A 19,876-nucleotide genomic window follows, 5' to 3' on the forward strand; every position below is an offset into this window, starting at 1 on the left:
TCAGCAGGTGCGGTGCGGTGCGGCAGGTGCTGCACCGCACCGCTTCTGTATGTCCCGGAGTGTCACCGCGGTGCGTGATCTCGCAATGATCGATTGACTCGGTCGAGGATACCGACGGCAGTGGTCAATGTGTCGAGGTCGCCCTCGTCGAGGGACGCCAATTCTTCGGCGAGGACACCGATGCGTAGTTCGGATCGACGGTCCCGTCGTGCGCTTCGCTCGTCCTTCACGAAAAGTGTGCTCACTCGGCCGTCCGTGGGATCGGGTCGCCGTTCGATCAGGTCTTTGTCGGAGAGTGTGCGCACCAGCGTGCTGACGGTGTTCGGGCGTCTGGAGAGGCGATCGGCCACGGCCCCGATGCGAGTGCCCGGATGGTGTGCGACATCGTGAAGTACTTCGGATTGTGCCTCTGGCAGAGTCGCGTCGGTACCCGACGTATCCATGTATTCCCGCAGCGCTCGACGCAATTCGAACGCCGCAGCGATGAGTGATCTCGATGCTTCTTCCGCGGTGGGCACGCGATCGGAGTAGCGATCGACCTCGTGTGATCCACGCCCTGGAACTGTATCTGACACAGATATAGTTTACAGTTCTTCAAAGGGTAGGGTCACCTAACCATGACGGAAGATGAAGCTGTCATGCTTCACGACGTACGGGACACGATCATGAATTTTCGAAAGAAGTCACGCAGTGTAATGCTGATCGGCGCACTGACATTGGTGGCAGCTCTCAGTGGCTGCTCGAGCGAGGACGCGTCGCCCACAGATGCCGAGATCAGTGCGTCGGCTCCGGCGGACTCTGCGTTTGTCGCTCCGCGAGAAGTCCTGGTTGGAATGGGGAGCGGAAAGTCGGACGGCGAGTTCCCTCGTACCGTCTCACACTTCAAAGGGGACACCACGATCGAATCGCAGCCCGAAAAGGTTGTCGTCATCTCGACCGGGCAAGCAGATGCTCTCCTGTCGCTCGGTGTCGTGCCCGCAGGTTCGACGCGTGGTGACGGTGCGGACCTGGTGCCTCCGTACTTGTTGTCTGCATACCCCGAATTCCGTACTCAGCTAAGTGATGTCGTTGACGCAGGTGGACGCTTCACACCGAATTTCGAAGCGATCGTCACGCTCGATCCTGACCTGATCTTGATGAATGTTGCAGGAAAGGACGCTGATTCGCTGTACGACCAGCTTTCTGCCATCGCACCCACGGTGGCAACACAGGGAACCGGCGTCTACTGGAAGCAGGACTTCCTGCTGGTTGCCGACGGGGTAGGTAAGACGCAGCAGGCGACGGTACTGCTGGATACCTTCAATACCGATGCCGCGGCCCTCGGTGCTTCCCTCTCGTCGCCGCCGACGGTGTCGTTCACGCGCCAGAACGGAAATCGTCTGCGCATCTTCGGTATTCCTTCGTTCACCGGCAGTATCGCCGAGGATGCCGGCTTGACCCGTCCGCAGTCGCAGCAGTTCGACGACACTTCCCGAGACATCAGTGAAGAAGAGTTGAACGTGGCGGACGCCGACTGGATCTTCTACGGCGTGCAGGGCGGGGACCCGGCGACATTGACGAACGCGCCGTTGTGGGCGCAGTTACGTGGTGTGGTCGCCAACCACGCCGTCGCTGTTGACGATGACGTCTTTTACCTCAATACCGGGCCGACTGCGGCTCGTGAAGTGCTGAAGGTTCTGCAGAGCGCATTGCAGCAGTAGTCGATTCAGCTTGGTTGTGAGTGCCGACGAATCGGAAGAGGGCTCCACCCACCGTGACTGCAAGCGTCGCGAGAATGGCTCCGGCGATGACGTCGGTGAGCCAGTGCGCACCCAAGTAGAGGCGAGTCAGCGCGACGACGACGGTGACCGTCACGGCGAGGAGCATCAGAAGGCGTTTGACGGCCGGTGTTCGGTCGACGCTCACAACGAGAACGGCAATGCCGAACAGCGCTGCTGTGCCCGTCACGTGACCGGAGGGGAACGAGTGGCCGGTCTCGAGAAGAACCTGGATGTTGGTCGGCGGACGTTCGCGACCGACGAGCGCTTTGATTACCGTGCTGGCGACCGCCGCCCCGCCAACGGTTCCGATCACGATCAAGCCCGGAACGACCGAACGCGCACGCCATGAGATGAGCACTCCGCAGGTGATCCCGAGTAGCGCGGTGGCGACCGGGCTACCGAGATCTGTGACGGCGACCGCGATCTGGTTCAGGGCGCCGCTCCGATGATCGACCATCCAGTCGGTCACCGGCCCGTCGAAGCTCGTCAACCACCCGCTTCCATACACCTGGATCGACAGCGTCACCAGTGCAAGCACGAGTCCGCACGTGCGAAGGGCTGTAGACCGAACGCCGGAAGCTCGGTAGATCGAACCGAACGCGAACAGAGCTGCGGCCACCACGATTGCGGCGACCGCGATCTCTGCGGTGGTGCTCTCGGTCAGGACTTCGGTGACCACGTTTCGCACGGTCGACACAGTTGCAGGCATGAATGCAGTGTGACGAGCCGAAGCTGAAGAAACGCTGAACGGAACTCGGCTCTGGGTCTACCGTCTGCTCTACTGGGTGCATCCGAACAACTGCGTGGCGACGAAACGGGGCCGGTGGTGCGAGTACTGGTGGTCGAAGACGAAGTGCGCCTGGCCGAGACGATCCGGCGGGGATTGGTGGCCGAGGGATTCGTGACCGCCGTCGAACTCAACGGTGACGACGGATTCGCGACTGCGTGCAGTGACGAATTCGACGTGATCGTTCTCGACATCATGTTGCCGGGCAAACACGGGTACGACATCGTGCGGGATCTACGCGCCCGGGAGATCTGGACGCCGATCCTCATGCTCTCGGCAAAGGACGGCGAATACGACCTGGCTGATGCATTCGATCTCGGCGCCGACGACTACCTGGTCAAGCCATTCTCGTTTGTCGTGCTTCTCGCTCGGCTGCGCGCACTGGTGCGTCGCGGCGCTCCACAACGTCCGGCGATACTCTCCGTTGGAGACCTGTCCCTCGACCCGGCCAAACATCAGGTGAGCAGAGCGGGAATCGAATTGACCCTGACGCCAAGGGAGTACAGCGTTCTCGAATTCTTGATGCGCAACAATGGTGTGGTGGTCACGAAGACCGAGATCGTTCGCTCTGTCTGGGACACCAACTACGAAGGTGACGAGAACATCGTCGAGGTGTATATCGGTTACCTTCGTAAGAAGCTCGACCTCCCGTTCGGAACTCAGAGCATCGAAACGGTCCGAGGCGTCGGGTACCGCTTTGTCGGCACTGCCTGATCGTCAGTCGTTCGGTACCGGAATCGTCACCTCGAATCGACTTCCACCGCCCGCCCTCTCGCTGACGGAAATGGTTCCGTGGTGCGCCGCAACTATTTCCGACGCGATGGCGAGTCCAAGTCCGGACCCGCCTCCCTGCCTCGACCGCGGCTGGTCCAGGCGGACGAAGCGTCCGAAGATTCGTTCGCGTTCTGCTGCAGGGATTCCGGGCCCGTCGTCCTCGATCACTATGTGGGCTTCGTTTCCGGCTTCGGAGCACTCGAGATACACGAGGGTCTCCGCATGCCGCACTGCATTGTCCACGAGGTTTCGCACCATCCGCGTCAATGCTCTCGGGTCTCCGGAGACCCGAACCGGAGCCACGGCAGCGGCGACCGTAACTGCGGAGATACCGTCGATCCTTTTCTGCTCGGCGAACAAGATGTCATCGAGGTCGACGTCGACGACGATGCCGAACTTTTCGAGTTCGCTTTCGTCAGAGCGCGCGAGAATCAACAGGTCTTCGATCAACTGCCGCATCCGGCGCGCCTCGGGAAGTAGTGCGTCTTCGATCAGCGCGTTGTCGAGGAGATCCGGGCGTCGGTGTGCCAGTTCGAGGGCCGTCGTGATCGTGGACAGCGGACTGCGTAACTCGTGTGAGGCATCGCTGACAAATCGTTGCTGGGCCAGCGCACCTTCGTCGAGGCGCGCCAGCATGTCGTTCATTGTTGTTGCCAGTCGGGCTATCTCGTCGTTCCCTGACGGGACAGGCACTCGTTCACCTTGACGCCCACTCGAAATCGATGCTACCCGAGCGCGGATGCGTTCGACGGGAGCGAGGGCCGAACCGACGAGGCGGTAGGTGGCAAACGCTGCCAGCCCCAGGACCAGAGGTCCGACGATGGCCAGCAGAACGGCAACGGTCGTCACCACGGTTTCAACCGGTTCGCGGTCGGCGCCGACGAAGACGGTGACTGGTCCGGTCGCCGTCTGAGCGCCTCGCCCGATCAGCCAGTAGTCCTCGTCGTCGGACTTCTTGACCCTTCCGAGAGCGTCCGACTCGTCAGGGCCGAGAAAACGTTCGGACAGGAGGTCGCTGTCGGTTCCAGGTGATTGGGCGACTATTCGGTGATCGGCGTCGACGATCTGCACGATTCCGATCTGACTGTCTGTGGACAGAAGCGAAGGGTCGAGATCGGCCGGGTTTTTTCCGTTGAGCTGCTGGACCAATTGCGTGGCGCGAGCGTCGGAGCTGTTCAGCGCGGACAGATGCAGGGAGTTTGCCAGCACGAAAACCAGTGCAAGCCCGGCGATCACCAGGCAGAAGGCGATCACGAGTGTCGAAGCCACGGTCGACCGCGCGCGCACGCTCCACCGGGACGGGTGCAGAATCGACGAGGCAAGATGCTCCATGACGTCCAGTCTGTACTCTCCGGCGCAATCGCGGCGAACGTTCTCAGCTTCCCTTCAACAACCAGGTGCCACGCTGGCCGACATGGCGTTCACGCGTGAAATGGCGAGCAAGGTCCCAGAGGTCACACTGTACTTCTGGCTGATCAAGATTCTGGGCACGACGGTGGGGGAGACTGCCGCGGATTCACTCGACGCGGATCTAGGTATCGGACTGATCGGCACCGCTGCGTTGACTTCGGTGTTCTTGGTCGTCGCGCTGATCATCCAGTTCACGCGGAAACAGTATGTACCGTGGATTTATTGGCTGGTGGTAGTTCTGATCAGCGTAGTCGGAACGCTCATCACCGACATTCTGACCGACGATCTCGGTGTACCGCTCGAAGTGAGTACGGGAGTCTTTGCGGTTGCCCTGGCCGCTACGTTCGGGATCTGGTTTGCCAGTGAACGGACGTTGTCCATCCACAGTATTCGCACGCCGAAGCGCGAAGCGTTCTACTGGTTCGCCATCCTGTTCACATTTTCACTGGGAACGGCGGCAGGAGACTTGATTGCCGAACAGGTGGACCTGGGGTATGCGAAGTCTGCTGTGTTGTTCGGCGTCGTGATCGCCGTAGTGGCCGCCGCGCACTTCGGCCTGAAACTCAATGCTGTACTTGCATTTTGGATCGCTTATGTTGTCACTCGTCCATTGGGAGCGTCCATCGGTGACCTGTTGACCCAAGACCGAGATGAGGGCGGCTTGGGATTCGGGCCGACGGTGGTGAGCATTGTCTTCACGATCGTGATCGTCGCGCTGGTCGCCTTTCTCACTGGCACCAAAGTCGATGTTCTGCCAGAACCGAGCAATGAACGGCAGCCCGCAGACGCAAAAACGGGTGACGCGGTCCGGTGAGATCGGCGAGTTCGATCGCACTTGTTCGGACCGCGTCACCCGTCTAGAGGATCAAGCCACTCGCTTGGCGGTGCGGCCGCCGAATTCGAGCATCACGGCGCGACCGGTGTCGTCGGTGACGAAGCGTCCCAACGCCCGGGTGGTGTCGGCGCGCGCAGCGAAGTCACGGTCGTTGAGGAAGGCGATCGGGATTGCCGGCGGCCAGACGATGTCCTCGTATTCACCGAGATCCTGCGCGCTGCCCATCCGGATGCCGATTCCCTCGTCACCGGGGGCGACGGTCATCGTCAGTGAGCCGGCCTGATACTTGCCCAGGACTGCGTCGACGGCAGCGGGTTCGGGCTCGACCACGTCGAGGGATGCCGGCGTGGGTAGTTCAGTGAGGTTGGCCATGCACCAGTCGACGATCTTCTTGCCGATTCCGCCGCCGAGGGCGTTGGTCAGCACGGTGACGGCGAAGTTCTTCTCGGGCACTGTCATGAACTCGGAGACCTGGAGGTTGCTCACGTTTCCGCCGTGCCGCACTACCTGTGTGGTTCCGTATCGAGTCAACAGCCATCCCAGGCCGACTTCTTCGAACATCATCGCGGCGGGACGCTGCGGCTTCTGCATCAACAACCGGGTGGACTCGTCGAGCGGTTGTCCTTCGCCGGGGTGTTCGCCAGACAGTGCGTAACGTGCCCAGACGAGTTGGTCTCGCACCGAGGACCACATTCCGCCGCAAGGGATCATGCCGCGGTCCAGCCCGGTTTCGTTGGACACGAACGGCACACCGTCGCGGATGTAGTGACCGAGTGCGAACCGGTGGGTCATCACGTCCCAGGGCAGGAAGGCCGAGTTCTTCATGTCGAGGGGGTCGAGCACGCGCTGCTTGACCAGCTCTTCGAAGGTCAGTCCGCTGATCTTGGCCACGACATGTCCGGCGAGAACGAATCCGGAGTTGCTGTAGGAGAAGACTTCTCCGACGGGAAATTCTTGTCGCAGTTCGTTCAGCCGTGAAACCGAGCGTCCCAGGGCGTCTTCGCCCCAGCCTGCCGAGAGGCCCGCGTCGCCGGTGAATCCGCCGGTGTGGGTGAGGAGGTGACGCATCGTGACTGTGCGCGTGGCTGTTTCGTCGGCGAAGGTCAGTTCGGGGACGTACTCGACCAACGGGGTGTCGAGATCGAGTAGGCCGTCCTCGACGAGTGCCATCGCGGCTGTTGCGGCGAACACCTTTGTGGTGGAGCCGATCATGAACATCGTCTTGTCGGTGACCGGGAGTTGGGTTTCGACGCTCTCGATGCCACTGGTGACGACGATGTCGTTGTCGCCGTGAACGATGCCGACCGAGACGCCGGGGATGTTCGCCTCGACCCTCCACTGATCGACGAGTTCTTGAAGCTGTTCTTGCATCTTTGATTCCTCGAGTTCGCTGGCGTTCTGTGTTTCGGCGTTTTGTGTTTCCGTCATCGTATGTGTATCGGTCATCGTCACGCGTTAACCCGTGGTAGGAAGCGGAATCCGACGTACACTCCGTCTCGGTGCGGCCGTACCGTCGTCCAACCGGCGGCCCCGGGTTGACGGGTGGTCCAGGTCCCCGGGATCTGCGACGGTACGAGAGTGGCTACCGTTGCAGGCTTCTTCGGAGCTGTTTCGTCTTCCTCGGGATTCGGGATTACGTCGCCGATGACGGTGATCACGGCCTCGTCAGCGGACTCTCCACGACGGAACTCGATTGCTATTCCGCCCGAGCTGTACTTTCCCAGAACCGAATCCGGAATCGACTCCACACTCGCGGGGTTCGGGGCGAGGGCTTGCGGAGGTTCGAGTCCGACCAACGCGGCCGCGGCTTCGGTGAAGAGATCACGGTAGAGGCCGTCGGCCTTGCCGCCGCTGGTCAGCAGTGCGATCGCGACATTGTGGCGGGGGAAGATACGCAGATATGCGTGCTGCCCGATGGTGCTGCCGTCGTGCCCGAAAATCTCTTCGCCCGACCAGGTTTCGTGGAACCAGCCCAAGCCCCAACCCGACTTGTCCGGGAACAGTTCGCTGATGTCGATTTCGGGTGTGCGCATCGCGGCGGCCGATTTTTCCGACACTATCCGTACGCCGTCGACGCTCTGTCCTTCGAGAAGACCGAGTTCCGCGAACGTGAGTAGATCTCCGATGCTGGCAGTGATGCAGCCGGCGGGCCCCATCGAGCGGGTGATCGGCCAGACGGGCATCACGACGGAGTTCCCCGTATGACCCGCTGCCACAGAGTATCTCGGTGTATCCCCGGTCAACGTGAGTGTGTGCGCGAGGCCGAGCGGATCGATGATCCGCTCCTTGAGGATGTCGTCCCAGATGCCGCCGCGAAGAACCTCGACGATACGAGCTGCAAGGACGTACGCGGAGTTCGAGTACGCGAAGCCGTCCTCGAGTGGATGAACCTGACGGAAGTCACGCAGGCCCTCGACGTAGCGTTCGACGACGTCGTCGCCGCGACCCTTGTCGATGAACAGGTCACCGTCGATTCCGTTGCGATGGTTCAGAAGTGCGCGAACCGTGATGCGGGCAGCTGTTTCCTCGTCCTGCAGTGCGAAATCGGGCAGGATCGACCGGACGGTCGCGTCCAGGTCGAGCAAGCCTTCGTCGACAAGCTGCATGACCAGCATCGCGGTCCATACCTTGGTGATGGATCCGATCTGGAACAGGGAGTCGGTGGATACCTCGACCCCGGTGTCTGCGTTGATCACGCCGGAAGCCACCGTCGTACGGGTGATTTCCTTGCCGCTGGAATCGAGTGTGAGAATACCGAATTGAGCACCGGTGACGCCGTAACGCTCACACAGTACGTCCAGTGAGCGCTTCCACGCGTCGGCGCCGGCAGATGCATTGGCCAGGCCGGTCTTGGGCAGCTTCGCGGAGGTGTATCGCTTCACCCACTCGATGAGCCGCGTGCTGTAGTCGATTCGGTGCGAGATCGAGCCGTTGACGAGGAACCCGTGGCTTGCACCGGGATACGCCACCAGTCGGGTGGGTACATGCTGCTGGCGCAGTGCGGCGAACCAGGCCTCGGCCTGACCCAGCGGGCACCGCTCGTCCGACTTTCCGTGCAGGATCAGCGTCGGGGTCACCACATTCTTCACGGCGGCGAGCGGTGAGGCTGCCAGCAGCCCCGCGGAGTTCTCGGGAACAGTCGTGCCGGTGGCGAGTGACGCGAGGTGCGGACCGAAATCGCAGACTCCGGCCATGGCGTTGAAATCGCAGATCAGCCCGCCGGCAACTGCAGCGGCAAAACGATCCGTCGCGGACGTCAGGTGACACGTACTGTATCCGCCGTAGCTGTACCCGGTGATCGCCAGACGGTCCCCGTCGACAAGTCCCTCGGCGACAAGCGCGTCGATCGGCTCGAGGAAGTCGGCTTGGTCGGAGGTACCCCAGGCGCCGTTGACGGCGTACATGAAGTCTGCGCCGTACCCGTCCGACCCACGTGGATTGAGGGTCAGGATGCGCCAACCCTGGGCGGCGAGAACCTGGTGGGCGGGGTGATAGGTATCTGCAACGCCGGTCCACGCGTTGTGCGGTCCGCCGTGAATGTCGAGCAGAAGAGGTGCAGCGCCACTGGTTTCGGGAGCGGACAGCAACCAACCATGCACGGTGCGGCCGTCGGAGATGGTGAACTCGCGTTCCTCGGCGGCAAACAGTGTCACCTCGGGGAGTGCTTCTGCGGTGAATTTCGTCAGCGTGGTGACCGCGCCGCTGTCGAGATCGACGAGTGCGACCTCGCCGAAGGACTGCTGCGTGGTGACGATGACGGAGGCGACGCGGGCGTCACGGGCAACGGAGAGCGCCGAGACGACCTCGTTGGGATTGGCGACGAGGGATCGAGAGGTGCCGGTTTCGATGTCGGCCGCGTACAGATGCGTCCATCCACGATCGCGTAGGCAGAACACGATTTCGTCGCGAGTATTCGACAGTGCCGGTGTGCCGCCGGGGTAACCGGGTGCACCGGGCATCACGTTGCGATCGAGATGAGCTGTGAGGGTGACGTCGACCGGTGTCTCGGTTGGGCCGGGGACGGACAGCCGGATCAGGTCTGCAGTTCCGACACGGACCTCGGGAGTGCCGATGGCGACGACCGAATCTCCCTGCGGATGCCACAGTGTGGAGCCCTGCACTCCGGTGGCATGACCGAGTCGCTGCGGGGGAACCGACAGATCGTCGACGAGGATGCGGTAAGCGCTGAACGTGAGGTTCAGATCGCTGTCCGGTTCGAGATTCGCGGTGAAGGCAAGGGCCGTGCCGTCGGGCGACCAGGACGGAACGTCGGCATTCCAATCACCGTCGGTGAGCCGTCGAACTGCCTTCGTCTCCAGATCGACAGTGTGAAGGTGGCGACGGAAGGTGCCGAGCCAACCGGCACCGTCCACCTTGTATCCGAGTCGGTCGGTGACGATGGGAGCATTCGGATCGGCGGAGTCCGAGCGTGAGACCACAGCGGCGAACGCGATGGCATTTCCGTCCGGGCTCCAGGCTGCTGCACCGGCGCCGAGGGGGAGTGATGCTGATGTGGTGAGAGTTTCGGCCTCGCCACCGGCGAGCGGGATCAGGTGCAGCTGCGCGGAGTCGCCGACCTTACGCAGGAAGGCAATCGAGGTTCCGTCCGGAGAGAACCGAGGGGCAGAATCGGCGGGCCCTGCGGTGAGGCGGCGAGCCTGGGAATCGCGGGACACCGCCCAGAGCGATGTAGTTGCCTTTCCAGCAACAATTTCCGAGCGAACGAAGACGACCACGGTGCCGTCGGGAGAGATTGAGGTCTCAGTGGGTGTGACCACACGGTGGAGGTCGTCGAGAACAAATGGACGGTCAGTCATGTAGATCCTTCGAATCGGAGAAATAGATGCAGACGTAAAGCTTTGTCTTCCGGCTTATTTCAGAACGCGAACGCCAGGGCCGGCCAGGGTGCCGCCAACTGGTGCATACAGGGCCGTTGCGCCGTTGAAGAACATGAAGTTCGGCGACGTGGACACCGGAATGACGTCGGACGAGGTGAACAGTGCTTGTTCCGCTTCCTTCCACACCGAGCAGGATTCCTGCCCGGGCAGAACCGAGGCCTTCGCCGCCAGTTCGGCGTACTTTTGATTGTCGATCGATGCGAAGTTGACACCCGACGGTGGGGTGGGGCCGGCGAAGTACGGAACGAAGATGCTGGGGGTATCGCTCTGGACGGTCAGTCCGATCGAGATCGACCATGACGTCAGGTCTTTCGCTGCGAATGTGTTGGAAATGATGAAGTTGTTGTCACCACCACGAAGCTCTACCTTCGCGCCGAGCTCCTGCCACTGCTTCATCGCGTATTCTGCTGCTGCAGAGGTGGTGTCGCGGTAGTTGGCAAAGATGACCGTCAATTGCAGCGCTTGACCGTCCTTGGTCAGGACACCGTCGGATCCGGGTTTCCAACCGGCGTCCGCAAGAGTCTTTTTCGCAGCGGCCATGTCGAACTTCGGAACTACACCGGTGACGCTGTCGAAGTCACACGCCCGCGGATCGACTACTGCCAGTGCCGTAGCTCGTGAGCCTTTGCCACCGGTGTTGATGTCCGTGTAATCGTCGAGATCGATCGCTTGCACGAGTGCGGTGCGTACGGCTTCGTCCTTGGTGGGGAGAGCCGCATTGTGGTTGAAGATGAACTGTCCGCTCAGGGTGTTGGACGTCATCGACTCGAGGCCTGAAGCTTCCACACGTTCGATATCCGCGCCGGCAACCGGGGCCGCGTTGACCGTTCCGGTGAGGACGAGATTCGCCGTCGTCGCGGCGTCGGTCACGACCTTGATCGTGACCGTCTTGGGCACTCCGAGCGTGTCCGACGTGGTTTCGCCGTTCGGCCCCCAGTTGTATCCGTCGCGGCGTTCGAGCGTGACGTGATCGTTGGCCACTACTTCGGTGATCTTGAACAGTCCGGTTCCGTTGCTGCTGCCTCGAACACTGGCAGGGTCGTCGAGGGCTGCCTGGCACGCCATCTTGAGAGCGCCGATGCGCTCGAGGAGGAAGGGCGCGGGTTCCGTTGTCTTGATCGTGAGCTCGTCACCATCAGCGGTTGCTACCGCAGTTTCGGGTACGGATGCTCCCAACCACGGCGAGCCGTTGGTCGTGTCGACGACCCAGTTGATGTTGTTTGCCGCTGTCTGGGCAGTGAAGGTCGTGCCGTCTTCACACGTGATCCCCTTTTTGAGGGTGAAGTTCAGCGAAGTTCCGTTCTCGCTCCATTTTTCGGCCAGATACGAGCCCGCTGCGCGGGTTTTGGGGTCGATGGCCAACAACGAGTCGTTCGTATAGCTGTTGATCGCCTGCGTGGCAGTCAGATTGGTGATCAGGGGATGAAGGTTGCCGGGATCGGTGTTCACGATCGTGGTGAAACTGCCGTCCTTCGCGTAGTCGCCGGAAGAATTGCCGCCAGGATCAGAGGTGCTTCCGCACGAGGCAACCGTGAGAACGCCGATCGTGACCAGAGCCGCAGTGGGCACTGAGCGAGCTTTCATCTGATGCACCTTTTGATCGAAGGAAGTCGTTGATCAATGTTGCGCGAGGGACGTGGCCCAGGTCTCGTTGAATCGACTCATGCTGAGCGCCTGAATCTGTCGGATCGTCACAATGGGTGGTCGTCGTTTCTTGCCGCACCACGGTTCGACTACCGTCGGAGTGTGCGCTCAGAATCTCGTCGATCAGATATCCAGACCTTCCATGTCATGGATGTATGGAAGGCCGCGACCGAACGTCAGCGGACACATGGTGACGTCCTGACCTTGGCGGCAGGTCAACCGTCGACGCCCGCGCCGGCACCGGTGCTACGTGCGACGCGAGAGATTCTGGGCACCGAACTACTCGGGTATACCGAGACTTTCGGGATCCTGCAGCTACGCGAGGCTATTGCGCGCTACCACAGCGAGCGATCGGGAATCGCCGTCGACGCCGAAGACGTGGTGGTGACGACCGGTTCGTCCGGGGCGTTCACCTTGCTCTTCCTGGCCGCGTTCGACGAGGGCGACACCGTGGTGGTTGCTCGACCCGGATATCCCGCGTACCGCAATACCCTTGCCGCTCTCGGCTGCAACGTCGTCGAACTCGACTGCGGGCCGGCAACTCGATACCAGCCGACAGTGGAAATGCTCGAGGCTTTGCCGTCGCCGCCTGCCGGTCTGATCGTCGCGAGCCCGGCAAATCCCACGGGCACGGTGATCTCGCCCGAGGAGCTCGCTGCATTGGCGACGTGGTGCGAGCAGCACGGAACTCTTCTGGTCTCGGACGAGATCTACCACGGCATCGGATACGGCGATCAGCACACGTCGAGCGCCTGGGAGACCTCACGCGAATCCGTCGTGATCGGCTCGGTGTCCAAGTACTTCTCGATGACGGGTTGGCGACTCGGGTGGATGTTGGTGCCGACCTATCTTCGGCGCCCGCTGCAGAGACTCGCGTCGAACATGACCGTGTGTCCGCCCGCGATCTCTCAGTACGCCGCCGTCGAGGCATTCTCGGACGAGGCGAAGGTCGAGTTGGACGGGCACGTTCAGCGGTACGCCGTCAATCGTGAACTGTTGTTGACCGGGTTGCCGAAACTGGGCATCACCGAGTTGGCTCCCGCCGACGGTGCGTTCTACGTCTACGCGGACATCGGCCATCTGTGTGGCGACGAGGGCGCCGCCGCGTGGTGTGCCCGGTTGCTGACAGATATCGGGGTCGCGCTGGCACCCGGAATCGATTTCGACACCGTCCACGGAAACCGGATGGTCAGACTCTCGTTCGCGGGTGCGACAGCAGACATCCAGGAGGCACTGGCCCGCCTCGAGAAGTGGCTCGGGTAACAAACAGCAGGGTCTTCGAGCTGTTTCGCCATGCGGAGGTGCCCTCTGCTGGCACGATGTCGTGGTGTCTTCTGCAGCTACGCCCAAGGGCGAACGACGTCGCCAAGCTCTGGTGGCGTCCGCTGCTGAACTTTTGCTGGAGGGCGGGTTCGACGCCGTTCGTCACCGAGCGGTGGCAACCAGAGCTGACCTTCCACTGGCTTCGACGACCTATTACTTCGACTCACTCGACGATCTGATCGCGTGTGCCGTCGAGCTCAACGGCAACGCCGACATGGAAGCGATGCGCGCCAGAGTGGCTGCGGTGACCCAACGTCGGCGGGGCGCGGAATCAACCGTCGAACTGTTGGTCGAGCTGCTGCTCGGAGACGAAGAGAAGCGGCCGGAGAGCCGCGAGCGTTTGATCTCGCGCTACGAACGATTCGTCGCGTGTGCCCGTCATCCCGCACTTCGTGACGTGCAGTTGCGCCTACGAGCCCAGCTCGACGACCTGTTGACCGATGCGCTTCGACGCTCGGGCCGGTCGGCTCCCGAGGGGCAATTGCGCCGTCTTGTCGCGATGGTCGACGGTGCGATGATCACGGCTCTGGGGGAGTACGACCCGGACCCACGGGGGTTGGCCAGGGGAATGCTCTTGGAATCGATCGACGTGATGGCGCCGCCGGTCTAGCTCGGTCTCTATCGGGGGTAACGGCACTGCTTGGCCCCCGTTAGACTGAGGCCTCGTGAGCCGCATCCCGAATGTCCTTGCCAACCGCTACGCCAGCCCGGAGCTCGTTGCTCTGTGGTCTCCCGAGTACAAGATCGTGCTCGAGCGTCAATTGTGGGTGGCGGTGTTGCGTGCGCAGGCAGAGCTGGGCATCGACATTCCGGCCGACGCCATCGACGACTACGAGCGTGTCATCGACAACGTCGACCTCGAGTCCATCGCGGACCGCGAGCGGGTCACCCGCCACGACGTGAAGGCACGCATCGAGGAATTCAACGCACTTGCCGGGCACGAGCAGGTCCACAAGGGCATGACCAGCCGCGACCTCACCGAGAACGTCGAGCAGCTGCAGATCGTGCGTTCTCTCGAACACGTCTACAGCCACGGCATCGCCGTCGCCGCCCGTCTGGGTGAGCGCGCTGCCGAGTACTCGTCCATCGTTATGGCCGGCCGCTCGCACAACGTCGCAGCTCAGGCCACTACCTTGGGCAAGCGTTTCGCTTCGGCCGCCGACGAGCTGCTGGTTGCACTGACGCGTCTGCGCCAGCTGATCGACCGGTACCCGCTTCGTGGGATCAAGGGCCCGATGGGGACCGCTCAGGACATGCTCGACCTCCTCGACGGCGATGCGGCCAAACTCGAGCAGCTCGAAGCGAAGGTTGCGGAGCACCTCGGATTCGCTCACGTGTTGACCAGCGTCGGCCAGGTGTACCCGCGTTCCCTCGACCACGACGTCATCTCCGCGCTCGTTCAGGTCGGCGCGGGACCGTCGTCGTTTGCACACACGATCCGCCTGATGGCCGGCCACGAGTTGGTCACCGAAGGCTTCCAGCCCGGCCAGGTCGGCAGCTCGGCGATGCCGCACAAGATGAACACCCGCTCGTGCGAGCGAGTCAACGGACTTCAGGTGATCCTGCGCGGATACGGCTCCATGGCAGCCGAGCTTGCGGGTGCGCAGTGGAACGAGGGCGACGTCTTCTGCTCCGTCGTGCGCCGCGTCGCGCTTCCGGACGCGTTCTTCGCGATCGACGGCATGTTCGAGACCTTCCTGACCGTGCTGATCGAGATGGGCGCGTACCCGGCCGTCATCGAGAAGGAACTGACCAGGTATCTGCCGTTCCTCGCCACGACGCGCGTGCTCATGGCCGCCGTCCGCGCCGGCGTCGGACGCGAGACCGCACACGAGGCGATCAAGGAGAATGCCGTCGCAGTTGCGCTGGCGATGCGTGAAGAGGGCAAGGAGCCCGACCTGCTCGATCGCCTTGCCGCCGACGACCGTTTGCCGCTCGACCGCGTTGCACTCGACGAGGCCCTGGCCGACAAGGCTGCTTTTGTCGGTGCCGCTTCGGCTCAGGTCGATGCCGTTGTCGCCGAGGTGCAGAAACTTGTCGACGCCAACCCCGAAGCTGCGGCGTACGCGCCGTCGCCGATTCTGTAAGGGCTACGCCCCGTGCGCCTTTTCGGTGGTCACCACTACCGAAAAGGCGCACAGGGGCCGGAGACCATGGACTGCATCTTCTGTTCCATCATCGCCGGTGAGGCCGAGGCCAGCGTCGTCTACGACGACGCGAATGTCCTTGCCTTCATGGATATTCGGCCGTTCACATCCGGCCATCTCCTGGTCGTGCCGAAGCGCCACGCCAGTGGATTGTCCACGCTCGATCCCGACGACGGTGCCAGGATCTTCGCCGTCGCGCAGAAGATCGCCGCGGCGATGCGTACCGGATCTCTTCCCGTCGACGGAGTGAATCTGCACCTCTCCGACGGAGCTGTTGCGGGGCAGGAAGTCTTCCATGTTCATCTGCATGTCATTCCGCGAAATCGCGGCGACGGCTTCGGCCTGCGCGCCCTACCTCGCACGCCCAATCGGACAATCCTCGACAGCACGGCTGCCGTCATTCGAGGCGCACTGAACTAGAGGTTCACCCGGTGTGGGTGATTCGCGCCGAGGTTTCTCCCAGCACCATCTGGGTATGGCCGACATCGAACTGACGTATTCCTGCGGACTTGTCCCGAGGGACGGAGAGCTTCCCGCTCGCGAAACCATCGCAACGGTCTTCGACGAGCTCGACTTCCAAACAGCAGTGCAGGCGTACTTGTGGGCCATACCCATCGTGTCCTGGGCTCAGTGGATGGACGTGCATACCAACATCTTCGGAGCAACTGCCTCCGATATCGTCGTCTACCGCTCATATCGTGACCGACTAGGCCTGATCACCGCCAACGCGACGACTCCGTACATCTTGAACTTTTTCGATCTCGGTGCAACGGGGCCGTTGGTGATCGAATTGCCGCCAGGGCCGACCGCCGGGGGCATCGCAGATTTCTGGCAACGAGAATTCGCGGTGCTCGGTGAGATGGGCCCCGATGCAGGCAAGGGTGGCAAGACCCTGGTAGTCGGCCCAGGCCAGAGTGCCGAGGACACAGGTGATTACACCGTTGTCCACTCCCCGATGATGCACATCATGTTCGGCTTCCGCACGCTCGATCCCGACCCGGCGCGCTCGGACGCGTTGGTCGACGCCGTCCGGGTGTACCCGTACTCCGATCGTGAGAATCCGACTCCGACGCGTCTGGTCTCACCGGACGGCAAGCCCTGGAGCGGAATTCAGCCGCGAGACCTTCGATACTGGGAACTCCTGCACGACATCGTGCAGGACGAACCTGTCGAAGAGCGCGACCGCTTCCCGATGGCGTGGCTTCGGCAGCTGGGGATTGAGAAGGGCAAGCCATTCGCCCCGGATGATCGAGCGAGAAAGATCTTGCAACGGGCCGTCGAAGTGGGGGAGGTGTTCGCCCAGGCGAATGCGTTCGTCAAACGCTTCCCCGGTTCGCGCTACTGGCCGGATCGCCAGTGGGACTTGGCGATTGTCCTGGACAACTCAGCTCAGCGAGGGGACAACTACGACGAGTTCTACGAACGCGCGTCGTGGTTCTACGAGGCGGTCACCTTCTCCGAGGCGATGAAGAGTACGACGCCCGGACTTGGGCAGGCATATCTGGGTAGCTACGCCGACGCCGAGGGCCACTGGTTGGACGGAGCAAAGAGTTACACACTCCACGTACCCGCCGATGTCCCGGCAAAGTTGTTCTGGTCCGCGACGGTCTACTCGGTCGACACACGCTGCCTTGTCGACAACGAGCAGGGCCGAGGTGACCGTGGCTCGCGAGATCCCGATCTTGTTGTCAACGAGGACGGTTCGGTGGATCTTTACTACGGACCTACAGCTCCGGTAGGGAAGGAACCCAATTGGGTTCAGACCATTGCGGGTCAGCACTGGTTCTCGTACTTCCGCTTCTACGGACCGCTCGAACCGTATTTCGATCGGACTTGGAAGCTTGGTGACATCGAGCCGGCCTAGAGCGTGGTCTGTCTCACGGACTGCCGATCAGTTCGACAACGGAGTCCAGAAGGACACTGCGCCAGCACAACCAGTCGTGGCCGCCGTCGAAGATCCGACACGACACTTGCGCTCCTGCGGCCTCCAGCGCCTGTGCGACCGCTGCGCTGTGCCCGACCATGTCGGACTCGTGCTTACCTACTTCGAGGACAACGCGTAATCCGTCCGGTACGCCGTCGCGCTCGATGCGTGCGGCTATGTCTCCACCCGGCGGGCCGTCTTCCCCGCGCTTCAAGCCGGTTGGCCACCAGAACGAACCGGACCCGCTGGCGACCAGCGCGAAGTGTTCGGGGAATTCGAGTGCTGCGAACATCGAAGCCAGGCCGCCGAAGCTCTGCCCCGAGACCACCGTTCGCGTTCGATCAGACGAGAAAGGTGTGACGGCGCGCACCTGCGGAAGCAGTTCGTCGACGACTGCACTCCAGTAGTCGCGGTTGCACGGCAATTCCTGCGAACGGCGTTGATTGTCAACGGAATCGATGGCCAGCAGAACGCAGGATTTCAGTTTGCCGGTCTGGACCGCACGATCGAAGGCGGCGCCTGCCGGCATGACCTCGGCCCAGTGACGCCCGTCGAGAAGTATCACGAGCGGCCGTTCTTCGAGCGGTGTCAATCCGTCGTCCACGGTCTCGTAGATCCACACCGGCCGCTCGACGTCCAAAGTCGAACTAGCCCAGGTGAGCTGTACCGACTTCCTGAAAACTGGAGCATCCCAACCGAACTGGACCGGCGCCAAGGGCATCTCGGCGACGGAACGCCTTGTGTCCACACCTGCGGAAAGCGGATTGAGTGGGTCGGCAATTCGGTGCTCGAGCAACCCCAACCAGCGTGTGCGGCGGGTCGAGTCTTCCTTGCCTGCTCCCGGATAGTCGAACTCGTCGACTACGGACTTCGGTACCGGGATGATGCTGTAACTGCTACGCCAGGTGTTCGAGACTTCGGCGGTGTAGAACCACACCGGACTGTCGCCGAGTCGCTGCATCACGCTGAGTTGTTCTGCGTGATGGTCGGTCAGCGAATTTGCATCCAGGTAAACGCGCTCGACCTCGGTCTCCTCGGGCTGACGCCAGAGGAACGTAACTCGAACAGTCTGTGTATCAACGCTTTCGATGATCGGCGTTCCTTGTTGCACTATCCGATTCCAGGACGTCTCGATGTCGGGCGAGGCCGCGAGGGTAGCGGACAATTCGGTCACCGCCTGAGTTAGCATGAGCACAGCCTAACCTAATTTGATGGGCTTTTGAATTCGAGGAGTGGTCCGCCAGTGGGCGTCACAATGAAAAAATCACGCACCCTGAAGGTGCTCTCCGCAGTCTTGGTAGCAGGGTTCGCCCTCGCCGGTTGTAGTTCTGCGGATGCCGATTCCGATGCTGACTCAGCTGCATCGCAGGGTAATTGGCCGCGTACCGTGGAAACGCCGAAGGGGCCGGTGGAGATCACGTCGAAGCCGGAGAGGATCGTCTCGACCAGTGTGACGCTGACGGGCACGCTGTTGTCGATCGACGCTCCGGTGGTGGCTACCGCATCGACGGGACCGAACACCGACGTCTCGGATGCGCAGGGGTTGTTCACACAGTGGGGCCACATAGCAGAAGAACGCGGACTTGCAGTGTTGCCGATGGGCGGTGCGAACGCGGAATCCGTTCTGGCGCAGAACCCGGACCTGATCGTCGTCTCGGCAACTGGAGGTGACTCCGTCGTCGATCTGTACGAACAGTTCACGGCCATCGCGCCGACAATCGTGGTGGACTACGGCGGAAGTAGTTGGCAGGAAGTCGCCGCTGTGCTGGGTAAGGCGACAGGTCTCGAAGACAACGCGGCGGCCACGGTCGCGAAGTTCGACAGCGCAGTAGAGGCCGCGAAGGCCAAGATCACACTTCCCCCGCAGCCGACCACTGCGCTGGTCTACTACGAGGACGGCAGCGGCGCCAATATCTGGACGCACGAGTCGGGGCAGGCGAAGTTGCTCACGGCGATGGGTTTCACGGTCGCCGACATTCCCGAGTCCGCGAAGAGCAGTGAATCCATGGGTAAGCGCAAGGACATCATTCAGGTCTCGGCGGAGAACCTCTACGACGGTATCGCGGGCAACACCCTGATCTTGGTCAGTGCCGACGACGGTGCGGTGAAGGCGGTCGAGGCACTTCCACTGTTGGCCCAGCATCCGGCAATTCGTGATCACCACGTCTATGCCGTGGGTCTGGACACCTTCCGTCTCGACTACTACAGCGCAACCAACATGGTGAACCGGTTGGTCGAGCAGTTCAGCTGAGCCATAAGTACTAGGCCTTTCACCTTCAACTAGTGCTTTGGTAGGAGCCGGGAATCGAACATTCCCTTCACGTTCGCCGAATGTGGGACCAAGTGGTGCGCGCATGCCACCATGAACGTCAAT

The 19,876-nt window shown here is 61.9% G+C and carries 16 protein-coding genes; 9 read left to right on the plus strand and 7 right to left on the minus strand.

The genetic code is table 11. The annotated features are described in order from the left end of the window. Window positions 1-62: 62 nt before the first annotated feature. Window positions 63-575 (minus strand): MarR family winged helix-turn-helix transcriptional regulator, encoded by a 513-nt coding sequence (locus M0639_RS04895; protein WP_231914999.1) that lies wholly within the window; start codon window positions 573-575, stop codon window positions 63-65. 42 nt (window positions 576-617) lie between these two features. Here M0639_RS04895 and M0639_RS04900 point away from each other — a divergent pair, with 42 nt between their 5' ends. Continuing rightward, window positions 618-1,700, plus strand: a complete 1,083-nt coding sequence (locus tag M0639_RS04900) for an ABC transporter substrate-binding protein (protein WP_231915000.1) — start codon at window positions 618-620, stop codon at window positions 1,698-1,700. Here the strand turns inward: M0639_RS04900 and M0639_RS04905 are convergent. Further along, the gene (locus tag M0639_RS04905) at window positions 1,636-2,469 is read right to left on the minus strand and encodes a phosphatase PAP2 family protein (protein WP_207624134.1); all 834 of its coding nucleotides are present in this window, start codon (window positions 2,467-2,469) and stop codon (window positions 1,636-1,638) included. The genes M0639_RS04900 and M0639_RS04905 overlap by 65 nt on opposite strands. Before the next feature lie 117 nt (window positions 2,470-2,586). Between M0639_RS04905 and M0639_RS04910 the strand changes: the two genes are divergently transcribed. Next, entirely contained in the window at window positions 2,587-3,261 is a 675-nt protein-coding gene (locus M0639_RS04910; RefSeq protein WP_037132434.1) for a response regulator transcription factor, read from the plus strand. A gap of 3 nt (window positions 3,262-3,264) precedes the next feature. Here M0639_RS04910 and M0639_RS04915 read toward each other — a convergent pair whose 3' ends face one another. Next, on the minus strand, window positions 3,265-4,653 hold the full coding sequence (locus M0639_RS04915; RefSeq protein ID WP_058039172.1) for a sensor histidine kinase: 1,389 nt from the start codon (window positions 4,651-4,653) through the stop codon (window positions 3,265-3,267). Window positions 4,654-4,735: 82 nt separating this feature from the next. Here M0639_RS04915 and M0639_RS04920 point away from each other — a divergent pair, with 82 nt between their 5' ends. Further along, on the plus strand, window positions 4,736-5,545 hold the full coding sequence (locus M0639_RS04920; protein ID WP_054782118.1) for a COG4705 family protein: 810 nt from the start codon (window positions 4,736-4,738) through the stop codon (window positions 5,543-5,545). Between the two features lie 51 nt (window positions 5,546-5,596). On the opposite strand, the gene M0639_RS04925 is transcribed toward M0639_RS04920, so the two are convergent. From M0639_RS04925 to M0639_RS04935, 3 genes are read right to left on the minus strand one after another with little or no spacing between them, the layout of a single operon-like run. Then, window positions 5,597-6,994, minus strand: coding sequence for a serine hydrolase domain-containing protein (locus M0639_RS04925; protein WP_064074166.1), 1,398 nt, complete (start codon window positions 6,992-6,994; stop codon window positions 5,597-5,599). A gap of 20 nt (window positions 6,995-7,014) precedes the next feature. Further along, a complete protein-coding gene (locus tag M0639_RS04930; protein ID WP_064074144.1) occupies window positions 7,015-10,383 on the minus strand; it encodes a serine hydrolase in 3,369 nt (1,122 codons plus the stop codon). A gap of 54 nt (window positions 10,384-10,437) precedes the next feature. Continuing rightward, complete coding sequence (locus M0639_RS04935) at window positions 10,438-12,048, minus strand: ABC transporter substrate-binding protein (protein WP_063314977.1); 1,611 nt, start codon at window positions 12,046-12,048, stop codon at window positions 10,438-10,440. Window positions 12,049-12,255: 207 nt separating this feature from the next. Between M0639_RS04935 and M0639_RS04940 the strand changes: the two genes are divergently transcribed. The 5 genes from M0639_RS04940 to M0639_RS04960 all read left to right on the plus strand — a co-directional run bounded on the left by M0639_RS04940 (window position 12,256) and on the right by M0639_RS04960 (window position 17,442). Then, window positions 12,256-13,371 (plus strand): pyridoxal phosphate-dependent aminotransferase, encoded by a 1,116-nt coding sequence (locus M0639_RS04940; protein ID WP_197486157.1) that lies wholly within the window; start codon window positions 12,256-12,258, stop codon window positions 13,369-13,371. 64 nt (window positions 13,372-13,435) lie between these two features. Then, on the plus strand, window positions 13,436-14,041 hold the full coding sequence (locus tag M0639_RS04945) for a TetR/AcrR family transcriptional regulator (RefSeq protein WP_003945736.1): 606 nt from the start codon (window positions 13,436-13,438) through the stop codon (window positions 14,039-14,041). 55 nt (window positions 14,042-14,096) lie between these two features. After that, window positions 14,097-15,518, plus strand: coding sequence for an adenylosuccinate lyase (gene purB, locus M0639_RS04950; RefSeq protein ID WP_058039170.1), 1,422 nt, complete (start codon window positions 14,097-14,099; stop codon window positions 15,516-15,518). 66 nt (window positions 15,519-15,584) lie between these two features. Next, window positions 15,585-15,998: an HIT family protein gene (locus M0639_RS04955; RefSeq protein WP_042920316.1), complete on the plus strand. Its 414-nt coding sequence runs from the start codon at window positions 15,585-15,587 to the stop codon at window positions 15,996-15,998. A 55-nt stretch (window positions 15,999-16,053) separates the two neighbouring features. Beyond that, complete coding sequence (locus M0639_RS04960; protein WP_063315148.1) at window positions 16,054-17,442, plus strand: DUF1254 domain-containing protein; 1,389 nt, start codon at window positions 16,054-16,056, stop codon at window positions 17,440-17,442. 13 nt (window positions 17,443-17,455) lie between these two features. Here the strand turns inward: M0639_RS04960 and fes are convergent, their stop codons facing one another. Beyond that, complete coding sequence (gene fes, locus M0639_RS04965; RefSeq protein WP_003945472.1) at window positions 17,456-18,691, minus strand: enterochelin esterase; 1,236 nt, start codon at window positions 18,689-18,691, stop codon at window positions 17,456-17,458. A gap of 66 nt (window positions 18,692-18,757) precedes the next feature. On the opposite strand from fes, the gene fepB reads away from it, so the two are divergent. Then, window positions 18,758-19,753: a Fe2+-enterobactin ABC transporter substrate-binding protein gene (gene fepB, locus M0639_RS04970; protein WP_064074143.1), complete on the plus strand. Its 996-nt coding sequence runs from the start codon at window positions 18,758-18,760 to the stop codon at window positions 19,751-19,753. The last annotated feature ends 123 nt before the right edge of the window (window positions 19,754-19,876 follow it).

The sequence above is a fragment of the Rhodococcus qingshengii JCM 15477 genome (assembly GCF_023221595.1).
Classification (GTDB): Bacteria; Actinomycetota; Actinomycetes; order Mycobacteriales; family Mycobacteriaceae; genus Rhodococcus_F; species Rhodococcus_F qingshengii.